Origin of the sequence: Paraburkholderia agricolaris (assembly GCF_009455635.1) — a bacterium.
Taxonomy (GTDB): Bacteria; Pseudomonadota; Gammaproteobacteria; order Burkholderiales; family Burkholderiaceae; genus Paraburkholderia; species Paraburkholderia agricolaris.
This window is the reverse complement of record NZ_QPER01000001.1, coordinates 3,253,053-3,270,946: the sequence shown is the minus strand read 5'-3', so window position 1 is coordinate 3,270,946 and position 17,894 is coordinate 3,253,053. Positions and strand designations below refer to the sequence as shown.

The window sequence follows — 17,894 nt, the reverse complement described above, 5'->3', positions numbered from 1 at the left end:
AGAAGCCGCGCCATCCAGAAGAAAGACCTTGGAGACGAAAGACATGAATCGAGAGCCAGACGACCTCGCCGCAGGGCGGCAACCCACCCGTGCCGCAGCGGCGGCATTTGTCGGTACTACGATCGAATGGTACGACTTTTATATCTACGCTACTGCATCCGCGCTGATTTTCGGCAAGCTGTTCTTTCCGGGTAGCGATCCTTTCTTCGCGACGCTGGCTTCGTTCGGCACCTTCGCAGTGGGTTTTTTTGCGCGGCCGTTCGGCGGCCTCGTATTCGGCCACCTTGGCGACCGCATCGGCCGCAAGAAGGCGCTCGTGGCTACGCTGGCGATTATGGGCATCGGCACGGTCGGTATCGGTTTCCTGCCGACCTATGCGAGCGCCGGCGTATGGGCGCCGGTTTTGCTGGTGCTGCTGCGGGTTGCGCAGGGCATCGCGATCGGTGGCGAGTGGGGCGGCGCGGTGCTGATGGCAAGCGAACATGCGCCGCAGGGACGGCGTACTTTCTTCGCCTCGTTCGCGCAACTGGGCAGTCCTGCGGGCTTGATCCTGTCGCTGCTCGCGTTTCGCGCGGTGGCGTCGATGGATAAGGACGCGTTTCTCAGTTGGGGCTGGCGTCTGCCGTTTCTCGCAAGCGCGGTGCTGCTGGTGGTCGGCCTGCTGATCCGCGCGGGCGTCGACGAATCGCCGGAATTCAAGGCGCTCAAAGCACAGCGGCGAGTGGCGGCGCTGCCGGTCGCCGAGGTGGTGCGCGACGCGTGGCGCACGCTGTTGCTGTGTCTCGGCGCGAACGTGATCGGCGTGGCCGGCGCGTGGTTCGTCAATACGTTCATGCTGAATTACACGACGCAGACGCTTGGGCTCGACCGTTCGCTGATCCTCGATTGTCTGTTCGTGGTGGCGTTCATTCAGTTGTTCACGCAACTGGGCTCGGGGTGGTTCGCACAACGCGTCGGGACTGGAAGGTTTTTGAAGGGCGCGGCAGCGTTGGCGATGTTGTCGCCTTACCCGATGTTCGCGCTGGTATCGACCGGGCGGCCGGTCGCGATTGTGATCGGCATCGCGCTGGCGGTGATGTGCATGTCGAGTTCTTACGCGGTGATGGCCGGGTTTATGTCGACTGCATTTGCAGTGAGAGTCCGGTATTCGGCGATTTCATTGTCTTACCAGGTATGCGCCGCACTGGCCGGCGGGTTGACACCCTTGATCGGAACGTTGCTCGCGCATCGATATCCGGGCGCATGGTGGCCGTTGGCCGTGTTCTATAGCTGTCTCGCCGGCGTTTCGCTAGTTTGCATCAGTACCCTGGAGCGCCGTAACCGAGGCACGGCGCGAGGGGTTGTCGAAGTGGCCGAGGTTTGAGCGCGAGGCCAGGCATAAACCCGCTATTTCGTGGTTAACGTCATCCGGAATCCCCAAAAGCGTCCTAATATCAAGGCGAATTGAAAAACGACGGGGGAAGCCATCATGTATCGTCATCGTTCGCTGGGTGTCGTGACCGGGGCGTCGCCGCTCGCCAGCGTCGACGTATTGAGCAGGATGATGACCGCCTGGCGCCGTCCCGGCACGGTCAAGCCTTTCGACTTTGTCCTCGAACAGCAGGCATGGCCGGGACCGGCTTCGCCAGGCGCGGCGAGCGCGCCGTTCAAGATTCACGTGTTCGACACGATCCGCACCTTCGAGAAACGCGGCGTCGACGCGATCGTCTTGCCGTGCTTTCTTAGTCACACCTTCATCGACGAGCTCTCGGCGAACGTGTCCTTGCCGATCGCCAGCATCATGGCGGCGCTCGTCGCGCATGTGCGGCAAGCGTTTCCGTCGGTGCGCCGCATTGGCGTGCTGACTTCCGACACGATCCGCTCCAACGGTCTCTTCGAACGCCATTTCGACAGTGCCCGGTTCGACCTGCTGTATCCGCGTCACGACGACGACGGCGATCGCGTCACAAGTGCCGTGTATGGCGACGACGGTATCAAAAGCGGTTATCTGAGCGGCCGGCCCGTCGAGCTGTTGCGCGCGGCCTGCGCGGACCTCATTGCGCAAGGCGCGGAGATCATCGTGCCCGGGCTCGCCGAAATCCCCCTGGTGGCGCGTGTGCTCGGCACGCTGGAAGTGCCGTTCGTGGATACCAATCTGGTTTATGCGCGGTACGTCGCGGCGGCGCAATATGCGCAGCCGGAGCGGCACTTCAAGGTAGGCGTGCTGGGCGGTGTCGGTCCGGCGGCGACAGTCGATTTCATGGCGAAACTGGTGCGCAATACGCCGGCCGCGCGCGATCAGGATCACATCAAGGTCATGGTCGAGCAGAACCCGCAGATTCCCGATCGCACCGAGGCGCTGCTCGGCGGCGGCGACGATCCGACGCTCGCGCTCTACGCCGCCTGCAAGACCCTCGAAGAGGGCGGCGCCGATCTCATCGCGATTCCGTGTAATACGGCGCATGCATTCGTGGAACGGATTCAGCCGTCGCTGACCATTCCGATCGTCAATATGCTGACCTGCACCGCCGATTATCTGCGCGAGGCTTTTCCAGGCGTGCGTGAAGTCGGCGTGCTGGCTACCTCGGGCACACTGGCCAGCCGGGTCTACGAAACGGCGCTCGCAGCGCGCGGCTTCGTGCAGATAGTGCCGGCCGAGGCCGCCCAGGCCCGCCTGATGAATGCGATTTACGGACCGGGCGGTGCGAAGGCGGGATACCTGTCGGGCGAATGCGACGACGATGTCGCCGCTGCGGTGGATGACCTGGTCGCGCAAGGCGTGCAGGTCATCGTGCTGGGCTGCACCGAGTTGCCGCTGCTGCTGCGCGGTTCGACGCTGGCGCGGCCCGGCCGGCCGGTGGTGCGGCTTGTCGATCCGACCGACGTGCTGGCAAAACGCTGCGTGGCTTATGCGCTCGGCGAGACACCAGCGACGCAAGCCGCTGCGGCACCGGCGGCGGGGCGCCATAGCGTGGAAAGCGTCTTTGGCTAAACCCGGCTGGAACGAATGCGCGCGCGGCGCCGCGCAGAAAAGCTTGCAATTCCGACCTTCCGCCGCCATTTCCTGTGCGCGGCGCGCCTCATCTGAAACGGCTCAACGCCTGCCGACCGGCTGGTCGGGGCGTGCCTCGCGCCGCCGGTCATGGCCTATGGTGCGGTCACCGCGCAACTGTGTCGCGTCATGGAAAACTGTATAAATATACAGTATAGTATCCCCCTATAACCCGGCCTCCAGGCGTGTCCTTCCGCCAACCGGGTGTCCCGAACTTGCGCGGTCGCGAGGCGTCCGTGAGAGGTGGTCCACTTATTCAGACGGTCGGAAAAATTGGCATCTAACGGAACTATCCGCATTCGCGGCGCGCGCCAGCACAACCTGAAGAACGTCGATCTCGACGTACGAACCGGTGAAATGACGGTCGTCACCGGGCCGTCCGGCTCAGGGAAGTCGAGTCTCGTGTTCGACACCTTGTACGCGGAAGGGCAGCGGCGCTACGTCGAAACCTTCAGCGCCTACGCCCGGCAGTTTCTCGACCGCATGGACCGGCCGCAAGTCGACCGGGTCGACGGCGTGCCGCCCGCCATCGCGATCGACCAGACCAACCCGGTGCGCAGTTCGCGCTCCACCGTCGGCACCATGACGGAACTCAATGACCACCTGAAACTGCTCTACGCGCGCGCGGCCGAACTGTTCGACCGCAAGACCGCGCAGCAGGTGCGCCACGACACGCCCGAAACGATTTACGCCGAGTTGCTCGAACGCACCGCGGAGCATGATCCGCGGCTGGTCGTCACGTTTCCGGTCGAACTGCCGGAAACGGCTTCCGAGCAGGAAGTGGAGCAATGGCTTTCCGCGAGCGGCTACACGCGGGTACAGGCACAGCGCGAAGTCGATTCACCCACCGGCAAGCGCAAACTGCTCGACGTGGTGGCCGACCGCTTCCGTCTAAGCGCGGTCGAGAAGCCGCGCGTGGTCGAAGCCATCGAGGCGTCGCTCAAGCGCGGTGGCGGCCGCGTCAATATTTACGTGTTGCCGGCCACGCCAGACGCACCGGAGACTTTGGGCACTACGAATCCTGCCGAGCCGCAAATCTGGCGTTTCTCCACCGGCCTGCACAGCCCGGAGAGCGACCTGCGCTATGCGGATCCGCAGCCGGCGCTGTTCTCGTTCAACTCGGCTTACGGCGCGTGCGAAGCTTGCCGCGGGTTCGGCCGCGTGATCGGGGTCGACCTCGGTCTCGTGATTCCCGACGCGCGCAAGACACTGCGCGACGGTGCGATCAAGCCAATGCAAACACCAGCCTGGAAAGAATGCCAGGACGACCTGATGCGCTACGCGGCGAAAGCCGATATCCGCCGCGGCACGCCGTGGGGCGAACTGACGGACGCCGAGCGCGACTGGGTCATCAACGGGTCGCCAGACTGGAACGGCAAGTGGCAAAGCCACTGGTACGGCGTCAAACGCTTCTTCGAATATCTCGAGTCGAAAGCGTACAAGATGCACATCCGCGTGCTGCTGTCGAAGTACCGCAGTTATACGCCGTGTGAAACCTGCGGCGGCGCGCGTCTGAAAACGGAGTCACTGTTGTGGCGTCTCGGCAGCAAGCAGAATGCGGACGAAGTGCTGGCGCCCGGCAAGCGCTTCATGCCGCGTGGCGTCGAATGGAAGCGGGCGCAGTTAGAGTCGCTGCCGGGTCTGACTGTGCACGATCTGATGCTGATGCCGATCGAGCGTATCCGGCGTTTCTTCGACGAAATCAGCCTGCCCAGCGCGTTGCTCGACGACGCCCTCAAGCTATTGCTCGCCGAGGTGCGCACGCGCCTCAAATATCTTTGCGATGTCGGCCTCGGCTACCTGACGCTCGACCGGCAGAGCCGCACGCTGTCCGGCGGCGAGGTGCAGCGGATCAACTTGACCACCGCGCTCGGCACGTCCCTGACCAAAACCCTGTTCGTGCTCGACGAGCCGAGTATCGGCCTGCATCCGCGCGATCTGAACCGGATCGTCGAGGCAATGCATCGGCTGCGCGACGCGGGCAATACGCTGGTGGTGGTCGAACACGATCCCTCCGTGATGCTCGCGGCGGATCGTCTGATCGACATGGGCCCGGGGCCGGGCGAGCGGGGCGGTTCGATCATTTACGACGGTGCGCCTGAGGCAATCCGCTCGTCCGGTACGCTGACCGGTGAATACCTGGGTGGGCGCCGGCACGTGGCGGACGCGGCACACTGGTCGCAACGTCCGGTGGATGACAGCACCCCGCGCATCGTGCTCGAAGGCGCCACTGAACATAATCTGCGCGACGTCACGGTCGAAATTCCGCTGCAGCGGCTCGTCTGCGTGACGGGCGTGTCAGGTTCAGGTAAGTCCACCTTGCTGCAGGACGTCCTGTATCCGGCCATGGCGCGGCACTTCGGCCTCGCCACCGAATCGCCCGGCGCATTCAGAAGCCTGACGGGCGCCGACCAGGTCACCGACGTGGTATTTGTCGACCAGTCGCCGATCGGCAAGACCGCGCGCTCGAATCCGGCCAGCTACGTCGGCGCATTCGACGAAATCCGCAAGCTCTTCGCCAAGGCGCCGCTCGCGCAGCAACGCGGTTACGGTCCGGGCATGTTCAGCTTTAATTCCGGCGATGGGCGCTGCCCGACCTGCGGCGGCTCGGGTTTCGAACATATCGAAATGCAGTTCCTGAGCGACGTCTATCTGCGCTGCCCGGATTGCGATGGGCGCCGTTATCGCGCGGAACTGCTCGAAGTGAAAATCGAGCGTGGCGAGCCGGCGCGTGCGTTGAGCATTGCCGACGTGCTGGAATTGACGGTGAGCGAGGCCACTGCCTACTTCGCGAAGGATGCCGAAGTACTGCGCGTGCTGCAGCCAATCGTCGACGTGGGTCTTGAATACGTGAAGCTGGGCCAACCCGTGCCTACGCTGTCCGGCGGCGAAGCCCAGCGGCTCAAGCTCGCCGGTTTCCTCGCGGAATCGGCGCAGGCGCGCACCGCGCGCAGCACGAAACAGCCGGTCGCCAAACGCCTTTTCATGTTCGACGAGCCTACCACCGGCCTGCATTTCGACGACATCGCCAAGCTGATGCAGGCATTCGGCAAGCTGCTGGCGAGTGGACATTCGCTGATCGTGATCGAACACAATCTCGACGTGATCCGCGCGGCCGACTGGCTGATCGACCTCGGTCCAGAAGGTGGCGACGGTGGCGGCAGGGTGCTGTGCGCGGGCACGCCGGAAGACGTCAAGCGGTGCGCGGAATCGCATACGGGCGAGGCGCTGCTGCAATACGACCGGGCCATGAATACGGCGGCCGAACCGGCATCGCAGGGCATTCCGCTGCAAAAAGCGTTGAGCGCGGCGCGGGCGCGGCGGGCGATCGAAGGCGAGGACGTGGTGCGCATCGTCAATGCGCGCGAACACAATCTGAAAGCGCTGGACGTCGATATCCCACACGGCAAATTCAACGTGATTACTGGCGTGTCCGGTTCGGGCAAATCCACGCTGGCCTTCGACATTCTGTTCCACGAAGGGCAGCGCCGTTACCTCGAATCGCTGAATGCGTATGCACGTTCCATCGTGCAACCGGCAGGACGGCCCGAGGTCGACGCGGTGTATGGCATTCCGCCAACCGTCGCGATCGAACAGCGTTTGTCGCGCGGCGGCCGCAAGAGCACCGTGGCGACTACGTCTGAAGTGTGGCACTTTCTGCGCCTGCTGTACGTGAAACTCGGTCTGCAGCATTGCATCCATGACGGCACGCCGGTCACGTCGCAAAGTGTCGAATCGATCGCGGCGCAGTTGCTGCGCGATCACAAAGGGCAGCACGTCGGTTTTCTCGCGCCGCTGGTCGTGAATCGCAAGGGCGTCTATACCGATCTCGCCAAGTGGGCGAAAGCGCGCGGCAATACGCATCTGCGTGTGGATGGCGAGTTCGTGCCGGTGGACCCGTGGCCGAAGCTCGATCGCTTCCGCGAGCACACCATCGAATTGCCGGTGACCGACCTCGTGGTGTCGTCGGATAACGAAGCGGAACTGCGCCAGGCGCTCGACCAGACGCTGGAAATCGGCAAGGGTGTCATGCATCTGCTGGCGCCGCTCGACGGTTTGCACAACGCGATCAGCAACGGCCGCGCCACGGCGAAAGTCGGCACAGTGAAGGTGCTGTCCACCAAGCGAGCCTGTCCGGTATGCGGCACGAGCTATCCCGAACTCGATCCGCGCATGTTCTCGTACAACAGCAAACATGGCTGGTGTACCACGTGTGTCGGAACGGGCCTCGCACTGACACGTGAACAACGCGCGGCGTACGACGACACCGTGGTCGTCGACGACAACCGGGGTCGCGAGCAGAGCTTGCCTTCCGAGGAGCAGGAACCGGAAGGTCTCGTCGACGAACCGTGTGCCGATTGCGGCGGCACGCGTCTGAACCCCACCGCGCGCGCGGTCACGTTCGGCGAACAGGCTATTGTCGATGTCGCGCAGTGGACGGTGTCAGACACGCGTGCGTGGATCGACACGTTGGAAATGACCGGCCGGGACGCGGAAATCGCTCGCGACGTGGTCAGCGAAATCGGTAGCCGTCTGCAATTTCTGGAAGAGGTCGGGCTCGGTTATCTGAGTCTCGATCGCGCGGCGCCGAGCCTTTCGGGTGGCGAAGCGCAGCGTATCCGGCTCGCCGCGCAACTGGGCAGCAACCTGCAAGGCGTCTGCTATGTGCTCGACGAACCGACCATCGGGCTGCATCCGCGCGACAACCAGATTCTGCTCAATGCCCTGCGAAAACTGGGGGAAAAGGGCAATACGCTGGTGGTGGTCGAGCACGACGAGGACACGATTCGGCGTGCTGATCACATCATCGACATCGGACCGGGCGCGGGCAAGCGCGGTGGCACGCTGGTCGCGCAGGGCAGTGTGGCCGATCTGTCCGCGCAGCCCGATTCGCTGACCGGACAGTTCCTCGCTCATCCGATCGTGCATCCGTTGCAGCCGCGTCGCGAGGTGGTCGCACCGACCAAACGCGCAGCCGCTGTGCCGGAGAATTGGCTGACGGTGCATGGCGGCAAGCTGCACAACCTGCAGAACGTCACCGTCGGTATTCCGCTTGCGCGGCTGGTAGCGGTAACGGGCGTAAGCGGATCGGGCAAGTCGACCCTCGCGCGCGACGTGCTGATGACCAATCTGCTGGATGCCGTGGGGCGCTCGGTGCTGTCTTCGCCGGCCACGCGGCGCGCTCGCGCGGCCGCCGAGACCCAACCGGCAGCGAATCGGCGTTCGAGCGTGCTGGCGCGCACAGCGCCGCGTGCGCAACTGAACGTCACGCATGCATGGCAGGGGTGCGATTCGATCACCGGCTGGGAAACCATCGATCGCGTGCTCGAAGTCGACCAGACACCGATCGGCAAAACGCCGCGGTCCTGTCCGGCGACCTACATCGGCGTGTGGGACGCGATTCGCAAGCTGTTCGCAGGCACGCTCGAAGCGCGCGCGCGTGGCTATACCGCATCGCGTTTCTCGTTCAACACGGGCGACGGACGTTGCCCCGCATGCGAAGGGCAGGGCGTGCGTACCATCGGCATGAGTTTCCTGCCCGATGTGAAGGTGCCGTGCGACGTTTGCCATGGGCAGCGCTTCAACCCGGAAACGCTCGCAGTCACGTGGCGCGGCAAGAATATCGGCGACGTGCTGACCATGGAAATCGACGAGGCCGTCGAGTTTTTTGGGCCAATCTCGAACATCGCGCATCCCTTGCAATTGATGAAAGACGTCGGGCTCGGTTATCTCACACTTGGGCAGCCCTCGCCTACGCTGTCGGGCGGCGAAGCGCAGCGTATCAAGCTCGTCACCGAGCTGAGCAAGGTGCGTGACGACATCACGCGCCGTGGTCAGAAGCCGCCTCACACGCTATATGTGCTGGACGAACCGACGGTCGGCCTGCATATGGCGGACGTCGCCAAGCTGATTCGCGTGTTGCATCGTCTCGCGGACGGCGGCCATAGCGTCGTCGTCATCGAGCACGATCTCGACGTGATTGCCGAGGCGGACTGGATCATTGATCTCGGTCCGGAAGGCGGCGTGGGTGGTGGCAAGATTGTCGCCGCTACGGATCCGGAAGGGTTGTCTCGAGTCGCGGCCAGCCACACCGGTGCGGCATTGCGTCCCGTGCTGGCGCGAGCGCAAAACGACACGGCAGTGAGTGCGGGCGAAGGAACCAACGGTTAAGACCGTGGAGTGGCGCTACGCCTTTGCGCCACTCCTTCTGCTCGTTCAACACGGTGGATCGGACGCGTCCGGTTACTCGCAGCCACCCCGCCAAAACTGTCGCTTGAATCCCATGAACATGCTGTCAAGATGCCTGCTATCGCTGAAACAGGGAGTAATATCGGCGCCGTCGGCTATATGTAATTAATTAGAGTGATTTTGTAATTTTATAAATGACGTAATTGAAATGTGTATTTCGGGTGTCGTAAATACAGCGAAAAAGAATTTCAAACGTCGTGCTCCTTCTGCTATCTTTTCGCCGTCGACGTTGACCTTGGGTTGACGCTCGATTATCACGTTAGACAATCTGTTCGCGGTCCGCTCCGGTTGCCATGCAATCATCGCGGGAAGCCCGTCCATCGGGCTTTTGCGACATGTTCCGCAAATGATCCGTCGACCATTTCCAGCGTGTTCCAGAAAGCCGCAATAGCGGCTGCGCATCAATTTGTGAGCGACGAAAAGCGCGCTCGCATCCGCTCGACATACGCTTATTCTTTTAAAACGACGCGAATACGGCATTAGTTAGAGTGTCCTCTCTAAACTTAGTATGCTCCCATCAAAAAAAGTTTGACCCGGCATTTTTTGTCCTGCTATTGTTGCCTCCCATGAAACGCGGGTGACAATCGCGCAAAAAGTTCGGGAGCTGTGATCCAGCTTCAACCAGATTGTCTCCGGCTGTTCATGCCACGCAGAAATGCGCAGGCTGAATCTAATCTATTAGTACTTCTACTTAGATGACTGTTCGGCTCGTGTGAAGTGGCACCGTGGCGTATTGCAGCCGCATCCATGTCATTGCGTCGGGCTTGGGCAGTGCAGCATAAATTTTGGACTGCAAATCAAGATGCATGACAGCGAGTGCGATTGTCTGAAGCTGGTAGTGGTTGGCTTTTGCAAGTGCGCTGCAGCAATAGAAATGGACAGTTCACGCCGGAGGAGCAAAGGTGGGTACGAAAGTCGAAGGGCAATTTCCGGCAGTAGCGGCCCGTATGGAGAGGCCAGGACGCCCGCGTGAGTTTGGGCGTAAGCAACAAAACCCAGTGCGCCGCTTCGGCGGTATCGCAGTTGTTCTGCTCCTGCATATCGTGTTGATCTACGCGCTTATCAATGGCCTTGCCACCAAGGTCGTGCAGGTCATTCAGCATCCAATCGAAACGAAGATCATCGAGCCGGTGAAGCCGCCGCCTCCGCCGCCTTTGCCCACCGTGCAATTGCCGCCGCCGAAGTTCGCACCGCCGCCACCGCCGTTCGTGCCGCCGCCGGAAGTGCAGGTGCAAACGCCGCCCCAGCCGACTATCACGCACCAGGCCGCACCGGTCGTGTCGGCACCCGCCGTGGCGCCTCCCGCACCGCCCGCGCCAGCGCCGGCCAAGCCCGTGAGTGCCGAAGTAGGCGTGGCATGCCCGAATTCGGATCAGGTCCGTTCGTCGATTCACTACCCGAAGGAAGCGCAGGAGAACAACGTGACGGGCGATGTGCTGATCGAATTCGTGGTTGATGCGCAGGGCCATATTACGAACGAACGGGTTGCCAAGTCGTCGGACGATTCCTCACTCGATCGCGCTGCGTTCAACGCGGTCAAGCAGTTCACGTGCGTTTCCCAAGGCCAGGCCGTCCGTGTACAGGTTCCGTTCTCGTTTAACCTGAACTGAAACACACGGGCTGTTCGGTACCGGTAGCGATTTATCAGTCTTGGTTTAGAAGTTGTACTAATGAACTTGGAGCAGGCATGAAGAAGCGTACTCTCGCCGCATTGGCGGCAACCCTGTTGTTCGCCGTAACCACGGTGGATACCTTTGTGGCGCCGCACATGGCGCATGCGCAGGCTAGCGACGCCACCGCGTCGGCTGCGGCGCCCGCCACCGCCGCACCGCTAACGGCTGCCCCGGCCGCCGCCGACCAGGCCGTGCCGCCGCCTCAGCCGGCCACGTCTGAAACCGTCAATAACCCGTACGGTCTCGGCGCGCTCTGGAAGAACGGCGACTTCGTCGCCCGCTTCGTGCTGATTCTGCTCGTGCTGATGTCGATGGGCAGCTGGTACATCATGATCACCAAGTTCTTCGAGCAGTTCCGCGCGAACCGTCGCGCGAAGAGCGCAGACGAACAGTTATGGACTGCCCCGTCGCTGGTCGAAGGCGCCAAGCTGCTCGACGAGTCGTCGCCGTTCCGCTTCATCGCCGAAACCGCGATCGAAGCCGGCGAACACCACGACGAAGCGCTGCTCGAAGCCGTCGACCGCAACACGTGGATCGATACCTCGGTTGAGCGCGCGATCACCAATGTGTCGAATCGCTTGCAGGACGGTCTGGCTTTCCTCGGGACGGTCGGCTCGACAGCACCGTTCGTCGGTCTGTTCGGCACGGTGTGGGGGATTTATCACGCGCTGACGGCCATCGGTATCGCCGGCCAGGCGTCGATCGACAAGGTTGCGGGTCCGGTGGGTGAAGCGCTGATCATGACCGCCATCGGCCTCGCCGTGGCTGTGCCGGCGGTGCTCGGCTACAACTTCCTGGTTCGCCGCAACAAGTCGGTGATGGAGCGTGTGCGAGCCTTCGGCGCACAACTGCATACCGTTCTGCTCGCCGGCAGCCGACGCTCGGCGCGCGCTTCGGCTCGCCAGGCATCGCTGGTCCAATAAGCGGAGTCCGTCATGGCTATGAGCGTTGGGCAGGATGATAACGACGAGGTCATCTCCAGTATCAACACCACGCCGCTCGTCGATGTGATGCTGGTTCTGCTGATCATCTTCCTGATCACAATTCCGGTGGTGACGCATACGGTGCCGGTGCAATTGCCGAAGGAGACGATCCAGCCGCTGCAGACCACGCCCAAAAGTATCGTCATTGCGGTCAATCGCGACGGCGATTTCTTCTGGAACGAGAAACAGGTCGATGCGCCGACGCTGCTGGCACGACTGAAAACCGTGTCGGTCATGACGCCGCAGCCGGAAGTGCATGTTCGCGGTGACCAGAGCACGCGCTATGAATTCATCGGCCGGGTCATTACCGAGTGCGAGCGCGCCGGTATCGCGAAGGTTTCGTTTATTACTGAGCCGCCAGCGCGCGGCGGTTAGAGGGTCGCCATGGGAATGAACGTATCGTCGGGCGGTGGCAGCGAACCGGATGTGATGGTCGATATCAACACCACGCCGTTGATCGACGTGATGCTGGTGTTGCTGATCATGCTGATCATCACGATTCCGATTCAGACGCATGCCATCAAGATGAACTTGCCGATTGGCAATCCGCCGCCGCCGATCACGCAGCCGGAAGTGGTGCAGATCGATATCGATTTCGACGGCACCACCACCTGGAATGGCCAGCCGGTGCCGGACCGCGCGGCGCTCGAGTCCAGGCTCGCGCAGGTGGCGGCCGAACCGGTTCAGGCGGAAATCCATCTGCGGCCTAACAAGCTGGTGCCGTACAAGGATGTCGCGGCGGTGATGGCGTCGGCGCAGCGGCTAGGCGCAACGAAAATCGGCCTGATCGGCAACGAGCAGTACATGCAATAAGGAAGTGCAATGCTAACGATCCATCAACGGTTCAAGCGCGCCGTCATCGCGGCCGCTATCGGAGGGCTGTCCGCGCTCGTCGTGCTGCCGGTCACGTCTCATGCAGCGGACAGCTTGCGGCCGGATGTGGCCAAGCCGCTGAACGCCGCGCAGGATCTGTATCGCGCGCACAAGTACAAGGATGCGTTGACGAAGATCGATCAGGCCGACGCCGTGCCGGGCAAGACGCCCTACGAAAGCTACATGATCCAGGAGATGCGAGGCGCCGCGGCAGCGGCGGCCGGCGAATCGGGTGTGGCGGCGCAGGCCTATGAAACCTTGTTGAGTTCAGGACGCCTGACCGGTGCCGATGAGCAACGCACAACCGCAGCGCTCGCGGGCATCTACTTTCAGGAGAAAAACTACGCACAAGCCGCGAAGGTCGCGCAACGCTATCTGAAAGCAGGCGGCGGCGATCCCGACATGCGCACTTTGCTTGTTCAGTCTTACTACCTGGCAAACGATTGCAGCGATGTGGTGAGTTCGCTTAAACCGGCAGTCGATGCCCAGGTACGCGCCGGCCATGCACCCGACGAATCGCAATTGCAATTGCTCGGCACCTGCGCGCAGCGCGTGAAAGATGACGCGACGTACCGCAGCACGCTCGAGAAACTGGTTGCCTATCATCCGAAGCAGTCGTACTGGGACGATCTGTTCACCGCGATTCGCAGCAAGCCCGGCTATTCGTCGGCGCTCGATATCGACACCTATCGCCTGCGCCGTGCAACCGGTTCGCTCAGCACCGCCGACGATTACATGGAGATGACGCAACTCGCGATCGTGGCCGGCACCACGGCTGAAGGCAAACAGGTCATCGATCAGGGCTTTGCGTCAGGCGTTCTCGGTCACGACGCACAAGCGGATCGCGAGAAGCGGTTGCAGGCGCTCGCCGCGAAACGGGCGCAAGCACCGGCCGATCCCGCGAACCCCGTCGCGCCGATCGACGTGGGTTTCAATCAGGTTTTCGCAGGGCAGCCCAAGCAGGGTCTGACGGCGATGGACGCTGCGATCGCGAAGGGCGGTATCGATCACCCGGACCAGGCGCAACTGCATCTCGGCGAGGCGTACTACATGGCGGGCGACAAAGCTCGCGCGGTGCAAACCTTCCGCGCTGTAAAGGGTACCGACGGTTCGGCCGACCTTGCCCGCCTGTGGGTGCTGGTGGCGTCGAAATAACGGTGCATTGATTCCGCTATGTCCCATCTTGCGAAGCGCTGCTATCGCGCGTGTCTTAAGGAGGGTGCTGCATTCAATGAAACATAGTTTAGTTTCATCAAACTAATTTTGACTACGGGATTCTGTCTTGCTATGGTTTTGCCACTCGATAACAAGGCACAGGTCGCAGTTTCGATAGGAAGCAAAATTCGCGCGCTTCGCCAACGACTCAAGCGCACGCTGGATGAAGTGGCAAACACGGCGGGAATTTCGAAGCCCTTTTTGTCGCAGGTAGAACGAGGTCACGCAACACCTTCGATTACGTCGCTAGTGGGCATCGCCCGGGCTTTAGGTGTGACGGTGCAGTACTTCGTCGATACGCCAAATGAAGACAGGTCGGTGCGCAGGGGGAGCGAGCTGAAGTACTTCGGGTTCGACGGAACCGCGAATCTTTTTGGACGGCTGACGAACCTGTCGGTCGGCAGCAAGCTGGAAGTGATTCTCGTCAGGATGCCGGTGGGGCAGAACCCATCGGAGGTCACGACGCATGCGGGGGAAGAATTCCTGTACGTGATGAGCGGCCAGATCTCGCTCACATTAGAAGGTACAACGTTCGTATTGCAGGCCGGTGACACCGCGCATTACGAGTCCACCGTGCCTCACTCCTGGTGCAATACCACCCGCGAGGAAGCGGTAGTTGTGTGGGTGGGCACGCCACGATTGTTTTAGATGTCGTTGCTCCGCATTTTCGTTTGAGTGAGTCGCTCAATATTTGTAAGCATTACTTAATGTTGGATCGGGAATAGATCTGGTAGAGCGTGTGTTGCCCATATAACCAGAGCCTGAGATTAAAGAAGTGATAACAATCAGAAAGCGCTGCGCAATTCGTTTGTAATAAATAAATAGTCCGATATTCATGTTTATGAAGTGCCCTACCTTCCTGCTTGCATTTGCAATCCGGTGCGCTGTTGACCGGCTTGCTGGGCATTGGAAGGCGGGGCAGCTTTAACGGAGCGCGGCGCAAGATCGCCGTACATCGAGTGGAGAGGTTCATAAGACCTCTCTTCACACACAGCTGTGGCCTTATTGACGAGCGGGAAGGGGAAAAATGAAACAGAGGGCATTGGCGCTGGCCATCAGAAGAATAATCTGGGCTGAACTGGCATTGTCGGCCGCAATCGCCGTACCGGCGTTTGCACAAAGCCAGCCGGCCACGACAGGAACCGCGGCGGGTGCGACGACTGCGGAAAGCCCGCCGGCAGCGGCGGCAGCTCCGGCATCGGGCGTTGCTGCGACACCGTCCGCGGGCAACACCCCCGCGACGCCGGCTGGCAAAGGCGTCCAGCAGATGAAGAAGTTCGAAGTGACCGGTTCGCTGATCCGTCAATCCGACAAGACCGGCTTCCAGTCGATGCAGGTCGTTTCGCAGAAGGATATCCAGGCGAGTGGCGCGGCCACGGTGTCGGATTTCCTGCGATCGACAGCAGCCAACTCGGCAAGCAGTTGGGGCGACAACTACACGTACAGCACTGCACCAGGCGGCTCGGGTATCGCACTGCGCGGTCTGAGCGAAAAGTACACGCTGGTGCTGATAGACGGTCAGCGCGTGGCGCCTTATGCGCTCAATACGAACTTTACCGATTCGTTCGTCGACCTGAATTCGCTGCCGCTCAACATGATCGACCGCATCGAGATCGTGAAGACCGGCGCGGTTTCGCAGTATGGTTCGGACGCAATCGCGGGCGTGGTGAACATCATCACCAAGCATGATTACCAGGGTCTGCAACTGGACGGCAGCCTGGGCGGCGCGCAGCACGGCGGCGCGGGCACCGACAAGTTCAACATTCTGGGCGGCTTCGGCAACCTGGCCTCCGACGGCTACAACATCACGGCAGCCGCCAGCTACGCCCACACGAGCGGTATCGACCTGTCACAGCGCGATACGACCTCCAGCCAGGTGTTCCCGTACGGGAACAACCAGCCCACGTCCTACTGGCTAACGGGCAACGGGCCGGTTGCCGTGGGCAATTGCGCCGGCGGCAAAACGATCTCGACCGCGACCTCGACCACGGCAGCTTTCCAGCCCGGCACCGCTTGCGGGTACAACACCAGTAGTCTCGATTCGCTGGCGCCCGAGAGCGAGCACGCCAACGTGAAGATTCACGGCGATTTCAAGATCAACGACGACGTTCAGGCTTACGCCGACATCTGGGACAGCTACGCCACGAGCTCGATCGTGACTGGCGCGGCATACTTCAGCGGCCTGAGTTCACCGCTGTCGTATTCGCCCGCGACGGGGCTGGTGACCAACAACAACACGGTTGCCGCGAGCAATCCGTACAATCCGTTCGGCGTCGCAACGCCGCTTAACTATACTTTTCCGAACACACCCGTGGGTGTGCAGTCGACCTCGAATTTCTGGGCATTTTCGACCGGCCTGAAAGGGCAGTTCGACACGTCGAAGTGGGGTAGCTGGAACTGGGCGACCAGCTATGGCCATTCGCAGAGCGTTGTTGCAGTGACCGATACGAATGTGATGAACGCCCAGGCGTATCAGAGCGTTCTGGCCGGCGGCTATGATTTTGCCAATCCCGCTGCAACGCCTAACGGTCTCAATGGTCTGTTCAGCAACGCGGATTACCTGGCTATATCGAAGCTCGACGTAGTCGACGCGACCATTTCGACGCCGAATCTGTTCCACTTGCCGACAGGCGACGTGGGGGTCGGTTTCGGTGCGCAGTTCCAGCATCAAAGCGAATCCATCTCGAATCCGACTGGCGTGGGCACGGGCCAGACGCTGATTGCCGGCATTCCTCTGCAGTCGGCAGACGCGAGCCGTAACGTGGCGGCAGTCTACTACCAGATCGATATTCCTATCATCAAGAACCTGACTTTTAGCCAGGCTGGCCGATACGACCATTACAACCAGTTCGGTGGTGCGTTCTCGCCGCGCTTTGCTCTGCGCTATCAACCGATGCAGGCATTCACCGCATATGCATCGTACAACCGCGGGTTCCGCGCACCGACGCTGGTTGAATCCGCGCCTGGCGCGTCTCTGGGGAATCAGGCGGCGATCGATACCGATCCGGCTAGCGCGCAGTACGGCCAGAACGTCAACGTCGCCGAACTGATGCACGGTAATCCGAATCTGCAACCGGAGCGCACCAAGAACTACAACATCGGCTTTGAACTGTCGCCCGCGCGTAATACCGACCTGGGTTTCGACTGGTACAAGATCGACGTGTCAAACGTGATCGGTATTGCACCGCTTCAGCCGACGGTGAATGCGAACAATCCGGCAAACGTGGTCCGTGATCCGAATTCCGGTGTGATCGACTACGTCAACTCGCAACTGGTCAATTTCTCGTATCTGCATACCGACGGTTTCGAGGCGAACTTCCATCAGGCATTGCCGACCAAACTCGGTACCTTCGCGCTCTCGACCGACTGGGGCTACATCTGGCACTTCCAGACCCCGGGTCTTGCTAACGGCTCAACCGATGCGGCGGGTAACAACAGTTCCCTGTCCCTGTCGTTCGGCGGTTCGTTCCCGCGTTGGAAGGGCAACACGACAGTCAGCTGGCAGTCGCCTAATCGCAAGTGGAATACCGCGCTGACGTGGAATTACACGGGACCGTACGGCAATACCACGATGGAATCGGAGTTCGGCACGGCCGGCATCCCGACGGAAATCGGTTCGTTCAGCGTGTTCAACCTGACGGCAAGCTACACGGGCTTCAAGAACTGGACCTTGTATGGTGGCATCAACAACATCTTCAACCGTGCGCCGCCGTATGACCCGAACTTCGTGCAGTACCCGTATTACCAGACGGGCTACGACACGTCGCTCTACAACTTTATCGGTCGTTATGCGCAGATCGGTGCAACCTACAAGTTCTGATCAGCTGATCTCTCAAGCGTGACGAACCGTCCCGCTCCGGTCTTTCATTG

The 17,894-nt window shown here is 61.3% G+C and carries 10 protein-coding genes; all 10 read left to right on the top strand.

What is annotated here, in order from left to right:
• Positions 1 to 43 precede the first annotated feature (43 nt).
• The 10 genes from GH665_RS14350 to GH665_RS14305 all read left to right on the top strand — a co-directional run bounded on the left by GH665_RS14350 (position 44) and on the right by GH665_RS14305 (position 17,844).
• A complete protein-coding gene (locus GH665_RS14350) occupies positions 44 to 1,363 on the top strand; it encodes an MFS transporter (protein ID WP_153136414.1) in 1,320 nt (439 codons plus the stop codon).
• A 105-nt stretch (positions 1,364 to 1,468) separates the two neighbouring features.
• Entirely contained in the window at positions 1,469 to 2,971 is a 1,503-nt protein-coding gene (cuyB, locus tag GH665_RS14345) for a cysteate racemase (RefSeq protein WP_153136413.1), read from the top strand.
• 333 nt (positions 2,972 to 3,304) lie between these two features.
• The gene (gene uvrA, locus GH665_RS14340) at positions 3,305 to 9,202 is read left to right on the top strand and encodes an excinuclease ABC subunit UvrA (RefSeq protein WP_153136412.1); all 5,898 of its coding nucleotides are present in this window, start codon (positions 3,305 to 3,307) and stop codon (positions 9,200 to 9,202) included.
• Positions 9,203 to 10,227: 1,025 nt separating this feature from the next.
• Positions 10,228 to 10,890 (top strand): energy transducer TonB, encoded by a 663-nt coding sequence (locus tag GH665_RS14335; RefSeq protein ID WP_153138468.1) that lies wholly within the window; start codon positions 10,228 to 10,230, stop codon positions 10,888 to 10,890.
• 77 nt (positions 10,891 to 10,967) lie between these two features.
• Positions 10,968 to 11,876, top strand: coding sequence for a MotA/TolQ/ExbB proton channel family protein (locus GH665_RS14330; RefSeq protein WP_153136411.1), 909 nt, complete (start codon positions 10,968 to 10,970; stop codon positions 11,874 to 11,876).
• A gap of 12 nt (positions 11,877 to 11,888) precedes the next feature.
• Positions 11,889 to 12,311: an ExbD/TolR family protein gene (locus GH665_RS14325; RefSeq protein ID WP_046566007.1), complete on the top strand. Its 423-nt coding sequence runs from the start codon at positions 11,889 to 11,891 to the stop codon at positions 12,309 to 12,311.
• A gap of 9 nt (positions 12,312 to 12,320) precedes the next feature.
• Positions 12,321 to 12,749: an ExbD/TolR family protein gene (locus tag GH665_RS14320; protein ID WP_046566006.1), complete on the top strand. Its 429-nt coding sequence runs from the start codon at positions 12,321 to 12,323 to the stop codon at positions 12,747 to 12,749.
• 9 nt (positions 12,750 to 12,758) lie between these two features.
• Entirely contained in the window at positions 12,759 to 13,964 is a 1,206-nt protein-coding gene (locus GH665_RS14315; RefSeq protein ID WP_153136410.1) for a tetratricopeptide repeat protein, read from the top strand.
• 132 nt (positions 13,965 to 14,096) lie between these two features.
• Positions 14,097 to 14,672, top strand: coding sequence for a helix-turn-helix domain-containing protein (locus tag GH665_RS14310; RefSeq protein ID WP_046566003.1), 576 nt, complete (start codon positions 14,097 to 14,099; stop codon positions 14,670 to 14,672).
• A 379-nt stretch (positions 14,673 to 15,051) separates the two neighbouring features.
• Complete coding sequence (locus GH665_RS14305; RefSeq protein WP_153136409.1) at positions 15,052 to 17,844, top strand: TonB-dependent receptor; 2,793 nt, start codon at positions 15,052 to 15,054, stop codon at positions 17,842 to 17,844.
• The last annotated feature ends 50 nt before the right edge of the window (positions 17,845 to 17,894 follow it).

What these genes read in the sequence shown, in the direction of transcription:
- GH665_RS14350 (WP_153136414.1), top strand. Translation starts at nt 44, where the DNA reads ATGAATCGAGAGCCAGACGACCTCGCCGCAGGGCGGCAACCCACCCGT.
- cuyB (WP_153136413.1), top strand. Translation starts at nt 1,469, where the DNA reads ATGTATCGTCATCGTTCGCTGGGTGTCGTGACCGGGGCGTCGCCGCTC.
- GH665_RS14335 (WP_153138468.1), top strand. Translation starts at nt 10,228, where the DNA reads ATGGAGAGGCCAGGACGCCCGCGTGAGTTTGGGCGTAAGCAACAAAAC.
- GH665_RS14330 (WP_153136411.1), top strand. Translation starts at nt 10,968, where the DNA reads ATGAAGAAGCGTACTCTCGCCGCATTGGCGGCAACCCTGTTGTTCGCC.
- GH665_RS14325 (WP_046566007.1), top strand. Translation starts at nt 11,889, where the DNA reads ATGGCTATGAGCGTTGGGCAGGATGATAACGACGAGGTCATCTCCAGT.
- GH665_RS14320 (WP_046566006.1), top strand. Translation starts at nt 12,321, where the DNA reads ATGGGAATGAACGTATCGTCGGGCGGTGGCAGCGAACCGGATGTGATG.
- GH665_RS14315 (WP_153136410.1), top strand. Translation starts at nt 12,759, where the DNA reads ATGCTAACGATCCATCAACGGTTCAAGCGCGCCGTCATCGCGGCCGCT.
- GH665_RS14310 (WP_046566003.1), top strand. Translation starts at nt 14,097, where the DNA reads ATGGTTTTGCCACTCGATAACAAGGCACAGGTCGCAGTTTCGATAGGA.
- GH665_RS14305 (WP_153136409.1), top strand. Translation starts at nt 15,052, where the DNA reads ATGAAACAGAGGGCATTGGCGCTGGCCATCAGAAGAATAATCTGGGCT.